We start from the raw sequence: 3,814 nt of genomic DNA on the forward strand, positions 1-3,814 counted from the left end.
TATCTAAAAGTTCGTGTAAACTATTGAACCGCCGTATACCGAACGGTACGTACGGTGGTGTGGAAGGGGAGTGTCAAATCTCCCCTATCCGATCTTACGGACGTCATGGGAAAGATCACCGGATTTTTCCATGACACAAAACCCTCTGCGCGGATGCGAGCGCGGCTACCGTGACTGCGGGCAAAACCAGGCCCCGCCGACGCCCGCGACGTTCTCCGACTTATCGCGTGGCTGCCGTGACTGTGGGCAAAACCACGCGATGTGTGATCAAACCTGTTATTCCAGCCCCGACCACTTAAAGTGCGGGATCAGCTCGGACCATTTGCTGATGCCGAGGGTCTGCTTTGCTTCTTTGGAGACGCTCAGTGTTCTGGATGGAACGTCGATATCCTTGAAGACGTAGTAAATCGGCTTGGAGTGGTAGGCCACGATGTTGTTCGGCTGATTCATGTCGCAGTAGAACAGACCGAAGGAGATTCCGTCATTTACTTCGCTGGGCGCATCGATCTGGCGGGCCAGATTGTAGCCTTCGATGTACGGATTGCTCTCAACCAGATAGTAGGAGTAGGCATAGGCCGCGGCCTGTTCCTTCAGTTTCTCGCCGGACGGGGTGGTGGAAGTAAAGCCCTGTTCGGTCAGGAAAATGTGGCGCACATTTCCGTCCGGTGCCCGAAGCTCACTGCTCTGCATGTAATCGGTGAGAACATGCAGATTGTAGAAGTTCAGGATCGGCGTGGTAATGCTGTCGGTCAGACCCTGAGAACCGTCGTCCCAGAATACCGGGTCGTTCATCGGGTACGGATACGGGTGGTATGCGATACCCCAGTCGATCGGACCTTCGGCGGCTGCGACGGAGTTGAACTGATCGAGGACATCTTTTCCCTTGTAATAGGTGGATCCGTTAGCTTTCGAGGAGTCGTTCCAGTAGTAGTCGATGGAGAAGAGAACGTTGGAATGGGCGTTCTGACTCTTTACGGCTGCGTAGAAGGTCCGGTAGGCTTTCTGGTACAGTTCGACGTAACTGCGGACATCCATGGCGCCGGTGTGGTTCCAGTACTGGTTGTTGATCTCATTGCCGATGACCCAGTTGGAAAGGCGGCCGTGACCGTTCGATCCGTTGTATCGCTCTGCGAGGAAGTTGGCAGCGGCTTCCAGTTTTCGCTGGCCGGCTTCGGTCTTTGTGTTGAACATGTAGTACGGATCGGAAGACTTGGCGGTTCCCGGAAGGAACATGTCGGGATCATTTGCGTTCCAGCCGTTCAGGATAACGGCGGTGACGACAACGCCCCGGCCGGAAAGGGTCTTGATGACGCGGTCATAGGTATCGAGCCAGCTCTTGGCAAAATGATACGTCTGGCCTTTGTAAGTGTAATCCACTCCGTTTCCGTACAGGAAGTTCACCGGAATGTTGATTTCCGCCTGCTTGATGCCCATGTTCATCGCGTCCTCGATCAGAGAAAATTCGATGGAGAGGCCTTTTTTTCCGGTGATGCGGAGCGCGGACTGGTCCTTTGCCATGATCTCCGGATTGGTGATGTAGTATCTCGGCGTGAGTGCCTTGTATTCCTGCTTTTTGGTATCCCAGACCGCAGCGATGAACGAGGAGTAGCGTCGGTCACCGGTGCTGTCCGCGTTCAGCGGGAAATGAAAGCTTACCTGTGAAGCTCCGTCCTGAGAAGCAAGATAATCGGTGCGTCCGGTGAGATCGTCCTGCCAGTTTTTCATCTCCACAAGGTAGATCTTTCCGTCGGTTCCGGCCATCTCGGCATTGCTGGTCATAGTCAGCGTGACATTGGTTTTGTCTGTGTCGATCGTGCAGGAAGAGATCTGTCCTGTCGTCGAGATCACATTTTGCTCCGCTTCCTGTGTCTGGGCGTTTTCCTGAGCCGCATCGGCAAAGGCGCTCATCGCTGCCGCGCCGGAAAGCATCAGGCAGGATGCCGCACAGAGGAGAAGACGGACTGTTTTTTTGTGTCCTTTCAGATACATAAAATTTCCTCCTTATAAGACAATGGTTATTCTAACACAATCCCAAATGGAATGATATTGAGGTTTCATTACTTATTTCTGACGGCAGAGTCCGTGAAAAGGAATAATTCGGACACATAATGCGTGGGGCAGGATCCGATGTCATGAATTGTCGGCCAGGATCCGGCGCCATAAATCAGCGTCGGATCGGACGAATGGGGAAACGAAAATGGAGAAAAACAGGCACTGTGCCGATGATGCGGCGGTGATCCGAAAGAAACATAACAAATTTTTGAAAATACCATAAAGAAAAGTGATATTGCGGGTCGGGTTTGGTTCCTTTATAATATGAAATCAGGTGCTGCGAAAAAGAAAATGACAGCAGCGGAAGGAGAAAAAGCATGAGACAGGGGACAATTTGTATCGAAGGGGGATATACACCGAAGAATGGTGAATCCAGAATGATCCCGATCATTCAGAGTACGACATTCAAATATGACACCAGCGAGGACATGGGAAAACTCTTCGATCTGGAAGCATCCGGATACTTTTATTCGAGACTTCAGAATCCGACAACCGATCTGGTTGCCGCGAAGATCTGTGCTCTTGAGGGCGGAAGTGCGGCGATGCTGACCAGCTCCGGTCAGGCGGCCAATTTCTTCGCTGCATTCAATATCTGCAGCTGCGGCGATCATATCATCGCGTCGACCGCAATCTACGGTGGAACCTTCAATCTCTATAATGTCACACTCCGCAAGATGGGCATTGAGGTGACTTTCATCGATCCGGACTGCACCGATGAGGAGCTGGAAGCGGCATTTCGTCCGAATACCAAGATGGTTTTCGGCGAGACCATTGCCAATCCGTCTCTCGTGATCTTTGATATTGAACGGTTTGCCAAGGCGGCACACGCGCACGGCGTACCGCTGGTAATCGACAATACCTTCGCCACACCGATCAACTGCAGACCGATCGAGTGGGGCTGCGATATTGTCACACATTCCACCACTAAATATATGGACGGCCATGACGCTACCGTCGGCGGAGCGATCATCGATGCCGGCCGTTTTGACTGGATGGCGCATAAGGAGAAATTCCCGGGTCTGTGCGAGCCGGATGAGTCCTATCACGGTCTGGTTTATGCCGAGAAGTTTGGAAAAGAGGGAGCGTTTATCACCAAGGCCACTGTTCAGCTGATGAGAGATCTCGGCTGCACACCGGCGCCGATGAACGCATATCTCCTGAATCTCGGTCTGGAGTCTCTGGCAGTCCGCATGGAGAGACACTGCAGCAACGCGCAGAAGGTTGCGGAGTATCTGCAGTCGGATGAAAATGTGGCATGGGTTCAGTATCCGGGACTTCCGGGCGACAAGTACTATGACAGAGCACAGAAGTATATGCCGAAGGGAACCTGCGGCGTCATCTCCTTCGGCGTGAAAGGCGGAAGAGCGGCAGCGGAGAAATTCATGATGAACCTGAAGCTGGGCATCATCGCAACTCACGTTGCGGATGCGCATACGGTTGTGCTTCACCCGGCGTCCTCCACACACCGTCAGCTGAGTGATGAAGAACTGATTGCCTGCGGCGTAAAGCCGGATATGATCCGTCTTTCCGTCGGAATTGAGGATGTTCAGGATATCATCGACGATCTGAAGCAGGCGCTGAAGGCCTGACCGAATACCGGACCGCAGTGGAATGGATGGGACAAAGCGGTTTGGTGAGACAATTTTAAGAAAAACACGGATCAGAGTGACGGGACTCCGGTCCGTGTTTTTTTATAGGAAATTTCTCCGAAATTCCCTCTCCAATTAATCAAGTGTTTTTTTGTGTAAATTCATAGATTTTT

General features: G+C 52.2%; 2 protein-coding genes. One reads left to right on the plus strand and one right to left on the minus strand.

The window, feature by feature from the left end; all coding sequences use genetic code 11:
• Nucleotides 1-276: 276 nt before the first annotated feature.
• Nucleotides 277-1,989, minus strand: coding sequence for a DUF5722 domain-containing protein (locus tag BMW41_RS13930; RefSeq protein WP_074650811.1), 1,713 nt, complete (start codon nt 1,987-1,989; stop codon nt 277-279).
• Nucleotides 1,990-2,369: 380 nt separating this feature from the next.
• Here BMW41_RS13930 and BMW41_RS13935 point away from each other — a divergent pair, with 380 nt between their 5' ends.
• The gene (locus BMW41_RS13935; protein WP_074650814.1) at nt 2,370-3,641 is read left to right on the plus strand and encodes an O-acetylhomoserine aminocarboxypropyltransferase/cysteine synthase family protein; all 1,272 of its coding nucleotides are present in this window, start codon (nt 2,370-2,372) and stop codon (nt 3,639-3,641) included.
• Nucleotides 3,642-3,814: the final 173 nt, after the last annotated feature.

Source organism: [Clostridium] aminophilum (genome assembly GCF_900101295.1).
In the GTDB taxonomy this organism is placed as follows: Bacteria; Bacillota; Clostridia; order Lachnospirales; family Lachnospiraceae; genus Clostridium_R; species Clostridium_R aminophilum_A.

What these genes read in the sequence shown, in the direction of transcription:
- BMW41_RS13930 (WP_074650811.1), bottom strand. Translation starts at nt 1,989, where the DNA reads ATGTATCTGAAAGGACACAAAAAAACAGTCCGTCTTCTCCTCTGTGCG.
- BMW41_RS13935 (WP_074650814.1), top strand. Translation starts at nt 2,370, where the DNA reads ATGAGACAGGGGACAATTTGTATCGAAGGGGGATATACACCGAAGAAT.